Here is a 5,957-nt window from a genome sequence, read left to right as displayed (position 1 = left end):
AGCCGCTGCGTGGCCTCGGGCCGGGAGACCGGCTCGGCGACCGAGGTGGCCGAGGTGGCCGAAGTGGCCGACGTGGCCGAGGGAGCCGCCGACGCGGCAGCCATCGCACCGGCCGGAGCCGGCTCGGGGGCGACCCGGGTGGCCTCGGCCGGAGCCGGGGCCACGGGCGAGGCGGTCTCGGCGGAAGCCTCCGCCGCCTGGGCCAGGGCGCCCGAGGTGCGCAGCGGGACCTCCTTGATGAACAGCGTCACCAGGAAGCCGAGCAGCGCGATCGGCGCGACGTACAGGAAGATGTCGGCGATGCCGTGCCCGTAGGCGCTCTCCAGCCATTCGCGGATGCCGGGGGGCAGCAGGCTCATGTCGGGGATCGCGCCGCCGCCGGAGACCTTGGCGGCCGCGGCCTGCTCCTGCGGGCTGAGCTGCCCGATGGTGTCGGAGGCGTAGTGGCTGATCCGGGACGACATCACGGAGCCGAGCACCGACACGCCCACCGCGCCGCCGAGGGACCGGAAGAAGGTCACGACGGAGGAGGCCGCGCCCAGGTCGCTCGGGGCCACCTGGTTCTGCGTGCACAGGACCAGGTTCTGCATCATCATGCCGACGCCGAGGCCCATCAGCGCCATGAAGATCGCGATGTGCCAGTAGGCGGTGTCGTAGCGCATGGTGCTCAGCAGGCCCAGGCCCGCAGTGAGCAGCACGCCGCCGGCCAGCAGCCAGCCCTTCCACCTGCCGGTCTTGGTGATGATCTGACCGGAGACCGTGGACGAGACGAACAGGCCGCCGATCATCGGGATGGTCATGACACCCGACATGGTCGGGGACTCACCGCGTGCCAGCTGGAAGTACTGGCTGAAGTAGACGGTGCCCGCGAACATCGCGATACCGACGAACAGCGAGGCCAGCGAGGCCAGGGTGATGGTGCGGTTCCTGAACAGGCGCAGCGGGATGATCGGCTCGTCGGCCTTCGACTCGACGAGGAGGAAGAGCAGCGTCAGCACGACCGCGCCGCCGACCATGGCACCGGTCTGCCAGGACATCCAGGAGTACTTGTCGTCCGCGAAGGTGACCCAGACGAGCAGCAGGCTGACGGCCGCGGTGACGAAGAAGGCGCCGGCCCAGTCGACCTTGACCTTCCGCTTGACCACGGGCAGGTGCAGCGTCTTCTGCAGCACGACCAGCGCCAGGAGCGCGAAGGGCACGCCGACGTAGAGGCACCAGCGCCAGCCGAGCCAGCTGGTGTCGGTGATGACGCCGCCGAGCAGCGGGCCGCCGACGGTGGCGACGGCGAACGTGGCACCGAGGTAGCCGGAGTAGCGACCGCGCTCACGCGGGGAGATCATCGCGGCCATGATGATCTGCGCCAGGGCGGCCAGACCGCCGGCACCCAGGCCCTGAATGCCGCGCGCGGTGATCAGCATCCCGGGGTTCTGCGCCAGACCGGCGACGACGGAGCCGATGACGAAGACGATCAGGGCTATCTGGACCAGGGCCTTCTTGCTGACCAGGTCCGCGAGCTTGCCCCACAGGGGGGTGGAGGCGGTCATCGTCAGCAGCGAGGCGGTGACGACCCAGGTGTAGGCGCTCTGGCCGCCGCCGAGGTCACCGATGATCTCGGGCAGGGCGTTGGTGACGATGGTCGAGGACAGGATGGCGCAGAACATGCCGAGCAACAGCCCGGACAGCGCTTCCATGATCTGCCGGTGCGTCATCGGAGCGTCTCCGTTGGAGCCTCCCCCGTGCTTGGCATGAGCCCGCACACCGGCTGGTGTGGTCGTTGCCATGGACTTCCTTTACTTACGTGGTGATCGCGGGTGTACGGGTGGACTGTTCGTCCCCGGACGGTGCGGGTGGCCGGGCCGCGGGGGCCCGGCAGTCGTCGAAGCTGGCCCTGAGCCGGGCCATCAGCCGGGTGAGCTGGCCGACCTCGTCGTCGGACCAGTCGCTCAGCCGGTGGGCGAGCATCTGGCTGGTCCGGTCGGCGATCTCGTCGAGCCGGCCCTGCCCCGAGGTCGTCAGGCGCAGGATGCGCGAGCGCTTGTCCGCGGGGTCGGGGGACCGCTCGATCCAGCCCCGTTCGGCGACGTGGGCGACGTGGCGGCTGGTCACCGACATGTCCACGGCGAGCAGCTCCGCGAGCTTGCTCATGCGCATGTCCCCGTGGCGGCCGAGCAGCGTCAGTACGGCGGCGGATCCGCCGGGGCAGTCGGCCGGCAGCAGCCGTCCCATCTCCCGCTTCACGGCGCCGAAGGCGCTGAACTGGCGGATCAGCTCCTCGTACTGAGCCTTCTCGGCCATGCGCACCTCCCGTTTTCGTTGCTTAGGGCAACCATAGGTTCGGTTGGTTGCTACAGGCAAATAAAAACGGCTCATCCCGCCATAAAAAGTTGGCAAAGGCAAGTATTGCGATAGTAAACGTGCAGGTGACGGGCAGTGGACGGGGGCAAGGGGACTGGGGAGCCCCGCACTTGGGCCGCATCCACGGATTCGCTAGTGTCTCGGCCCATGGCTAACAACCAGGGCCCCCAGGGCAACAACGACCCCGCAGGCAGCACCCAGATGTTCCGCGCGTTCGTCGACGAAGGCCCCCAGTCCCGGCAGGCGGCCCCCGCCGCATCCTCCGGGCCCCGCATCGGCCTGATCGCCGGCATCGTGGCCGCCGTGGTGATCGTCGCGGCCGTGGCCTGGCTGGCGCTGAAGTAGGACCGGCGCCGGAGCGGAACCGGCACCGCGCAGACGGATACGACGGCGACCGCCGCGGCACCCCGAGGTGCCGCGGCGGTCGCCGGGCTGTCGTGAACGGCCTTGAGGGGGCCGGTCGCGGACGGGGCCTCGCGCGTTAGCCGGAGATGAGGCCCTCGCGCGCTAGTCGGAGATGAGGCCCTCGCGCAGCTGCGAGAGGGTCCGGGTCAGCAGCCGGGAGACGTGCATCTGCGAGATGCCGACCTCCTCGCCGATCTGCGACTGGGTCATGTTGGCGAAGAAGCGCAGCATGATGATCCGCCGCTCCCGGGGCGGCAGTTTGGCCAGCAGCGGCTTGAGGGACTCGCGGTACTCCACGCCCTCCAGCGCCGTGTCCTCGTAGCCCAGACGGTCCGCGAGCGACCCCTCGCCGCCGTCGTCCTCCGGGGCCGGGGAGTCCAGCGAGGAGGCGGTGTACGCGTTGCCGACCGCGAGGCCGTCGACGACGTCCTCCTCGGAGACGCCCAGCACGGCGGCCAGCTCGCCGACCGTCGGGGAGCGGTCCAGCTTCTGGGACAGCTCGTCGCTGGCCTTCGTCAGGGCCAGGCGCAGCTCCTGGAGGCGGCGCGGGACGCGCACCGACCACGAGGTGTCGCGGAAGAACCGCTTGATCTCCCCGACCACCGTCGGCATCGCGAACGTCGGGAACTCCACGCCCCGTTCGCAGTCGAAGCGGTCGATCGCCTTGATCAGGCCGATGGTGCCGACCTGGACGATGTCCTCCATCGGCTCGTTGCGGGAGCGGAAGCGCGCGGCGGCGTAACGCACCAGCGGGAGATTGAGCTCGATCAGGGTGTCCCGGACGTAGGCACGCTCCGGGCTGTCCTCGTCGAGGGCGGCGAGCCGCAGGAACAGGGAGCGGGACAGGGTGCGGGTGTCGATGGCCTCCGTGGCCGGAAGGGTCTGGGCCGGCACGGCGTCGAGGGTCGGTACGGCTTCGATGGCCTGGACGTCATCGACGGGGCCGAGCGCCTCGATCGTGTCGGGCGCGGTCTCGCTCTCCGCGAGCGCGAGCACCTTCGAGCTGCCCTGGTCTGCGGACATGCCACCCCCTTTGGGTCGCGGGACGGTCACGGCGAACGCTCCCATGCCGGGAACGCAGCCTCCACCTGAATACCGGAGCCGAAGCCCCGGCAAACGCGTCTCCGGCAGAATGTCACATGTCGGCAACGCGCTGTAGTGACATGTCGACATCCGAGACGCGAATTCCCCCTGGAAAAAGGCGGTCTGACGGTCTATCGGCCCGATTCCGCCCGCAACTGCCCTGGTGAGCGATTCGCTCGCCCCGGTGACTCCTGGCACGCGCATTCGATATGCGAGGAGACCGTGTGGCGAGACTACGCTTCGATCCGGTTCGAGGACCTCAATCGCTGGAAACTACGCGCCAGTAGCCGCGAGACGTGCATCTGGGAGACGCCGAGTTCGGCGCTGATCTGCGACTGGGTGAGGTTGCTGTAGTAGCGCAGCAGCAGGATGCGCTGTTCCCGTTCCGGGAGCTGGACGAGCAGATGCCGGACCAGGTCGCGGTGCTCGACCCCGTCGAGGGCGGGGTCCTCGTAGCCGAGCCGGTCGAGCAGTCCGGGCAGGCCGTCGCCCTCCTGGGCGGCCTCCAGCGAGGTGGCGTGGTACGACCGTCCCGCCTCGATGCAGGACAGCACCTCCTCCTCGGTGATGCGCAGCCGCTCGGCGATCTCGGCGGTCGTCGGGGAGCGCCCGAAGGCGGTCGTCAGGTCCTCGGTCGCGCTGTTGACCTGCACCCACAACTCGTGCAGCCGGCGCGGTACGTGCACCGTGCGGACGTTGTCCCGGAAGTACCGCTTGATCTCGCCGACGACGGTCGGCATCGCGAACGTCGGGAACTGCACGCCGCGCTCCGGGTCGAACCGGTCGATGGCGTTGATGAGCCCGATGGTGCCGACCTGGACGACGTCCTCCATCGGCTCGTTGCGGGAGCGGAAGCGCGCGGCGGCGTAGCGCACCAGCGGGAGGTTGGCCTCGATGAGCGCCGCGCGCACCCGGTCGTGCTCCGGTGTCCCCGGCGTGAGGCACTTCAGCTCGCCGAAGAGCACCTGGGTCAGGGCCCGGGTGTCGGCACCCCGGCTGCGCTGCGGCGCCGGCTCTCGAGCGGTCGGCTCTTGGCCCTGCACGGACGGCGCCGGTCCCTGTGTGGGCGGCTCCTGGGCCTGTACCGGCGGCTCCTGAGCCTGTACCGGTGGCTCCTGAGCCTGTGCGGGCGGCGCGGGCTGTGCGGGCGGTGCTTGAGGCGCAGTACTGGCCGGCACGGTCAACTCCACCTCGTGATCCGTCAACTCTTCCGTCAACTCATCCGTCAAAAGCGGTCATAGCATCACAAGACATGTGCACTGTGTGCAAGCACCGCATAACGTCGTGTTGAGTGAACGCGGACGTGAACGCGAAGCGGCCCCGCACCGTACGGGTGCGGGGCCGGAGCGGTGTGGCCGGGCTAGAACTCGTAGTCGGCGATCACCCAGGTGGCGAATTCCCGCCACAGCGCGACGCCCGCCTGGTGCGCCGGGTGCTCGACGTAGCGCCGGAGGGCGTCGGTGTCCTCAACGGCCGAGTTGATGGCGAAGTCGTAGGCGATGGGCCGGTCGCTGATGTTCCAGGCGCACTCCCAGAAGCGCAGCTCCTCGATGAGCCCGCCGAGCGCGCGGAAGGCCTCGACGCCCTCCACGACGCGCGGGTCGTCGCGCCGCACGCCCTCGTTCAGCTTGAACAGCACCAGGTGGCGGATCATCACTTTCCTCCGTTGGCGGCCCAGGTCATGAAGTCGCCGACGGCGCTCGCCGCGTCGGAGATGCCCTGGAAACCTATCTGGACGTAGTCGGCGGCCTTCGCCGGATCCGTGATGATCACGTAGAGCGCGAAGACCACGAGCACGTAGACGGCGACCTTCTTCGCATTCACCGCCACTGCGGCCTCCCCTGTCCCTTCGAGCACGCCTTCGATCGGTCATGATCGCACGAAGGGCCCCGTCTTTCGACGGGGCCCTTCAAGAGCGGTAGCGGAGGGATTTGAACCCTCGGTGACTTGCGCCACACTCGCTTTCGAGGCGAGCTCCTTCGGCCGCTCGGACACGCTACCGAGAGAGACCTTACAGCACAGTGCGGCATGGTTTGAAATCGGTATCCGGAGCCCGCGGGGCCCCGGCCGACGGCGGTCAGCGGTCGCGGAAGAAGTCCGTGAGCAGGCGGGCG

The 5,957-nt window shown here is 69.2% G+C and carries 7 protein-coding genes and 1 tRNA gene; 1 reads left to right on the top strand and 7 read right to left on the bottom strand.

The window, feature by feature from the left end; genetic code table 11:
- A partial coding sequence (locus EBH09_RS17330; protein ID WP_238697347.1) for an MDR family MFS transporter occupies positions 1 to 1,709 on the bottom strand: 1,709 nt, incomplete at its 3' end.
- Positions 1,710 to 1,794: 85 nt separating this feature from the next.
- Positions 1,795 to 2,295, bottom strand: coding sequence for a MarR family transcriptional regulator (locus EBH09_RS17325; protein WP_121747905.1), 501 nt, complete (start codon positions 2,293 to 2,295; stop codon positions 1,795 to 1,797).
- Positions 2,296 to 2,502: 207 nt separating this feature from the next.
- Between EBH09_RS17325 and EBH09_RS17320 the strand changes: the two genes are divergently transcribed.
- Positions 2,503 to 2,700 (top strand): hypothetical protein, encoded by a 198-nt coding sequence (locus EBH09_RS17320; protein WP_193776370.1) that lies wholly within the window; start codon positions 2,503 to 2,505, stop codon positions 2,698 to 2,700.
- Positions 2,701 to 2,862: 162 nt separating this feature from the next.
- Here EBH09_RS17320 and EBH09_RS17315 read toward each other — a convergent pair whose 3' ends face one another.
- The 5 genes from EBH09_RS17315 to EBH09_RS17295 all read right to left on the bottom strand — a co-directional run bounded on the left by EBH09_RS17315 (position 2,863) and on the right by EBH09_RS17295 (position 5,844).
- The gene (locus tag EBH09_RS17315) at positions 2,863 to 3,783 is read right to left on the bottom strand and encodes an RNA polymerase sigma factor SigF (RefSeq protein ID WP_121747903.1); all 921 of its coding nucleotides are present in this window, start codon (positions 3,781 to 3,783) and stop codon (positions 2,863 to 2,865) included.
- 293 nt (positions 3,784 to 4,076) lie between these two features.
- A complete protein-coding gene (locus EBH09_RS17310) occupies positions 4,077 to 5,021 on the bottom strand; it encodes an RNA polymerase sigma factor SigF (RefSeq protein ID WP_121747986.1) in 945 nt (314 codons plus the stop codon).
- 182 nt (positions 5,022 to 5,203) lie between these two features.
- Entirely contained in the window at positions 5,204 to 5,497 is a 294-nt protein-coding gene (locus EBH09_RS17305; RefSeq protein ID WP_121747902.1) for a Dabb family protein, read from the bottom strand.
- A complete protein-coding gene (locus EBH09_RS17300; RefSeq protein ID WP_121747901.1) occupies positions 5,497 to 5,673 on the bottom strand; it encodes a hypothetical protein in 177 nt (58 codons plus the stop codon). Before EBH09_RS17300 ends, EBH09_RS17305 begins: the two co-directional genes overlap by 1 nt.
- Before the next feature lie 86 nt (positions 5,674 to 5,759).
- Positions 5,760 to 5,844 (bottom strand) — tRNA-Ser (locus EBH09_RS17295).
- Positions 5,845 to 5,957 lie beyond the last annotated feature (113 nt).

It is taken from the genome of Streptomyces sp. E2N166 (genome assembly GCF_003671715.1).
GTDB lineage: Bacteria > Actinomycetota > Actinomycetes > Streptomycetales > Streptomycetaceae > Streptomyces > Streptomyces thinghirensis.
This window is presented reverse-complemented; position numbering and strand designations above follow the sequence as displayed.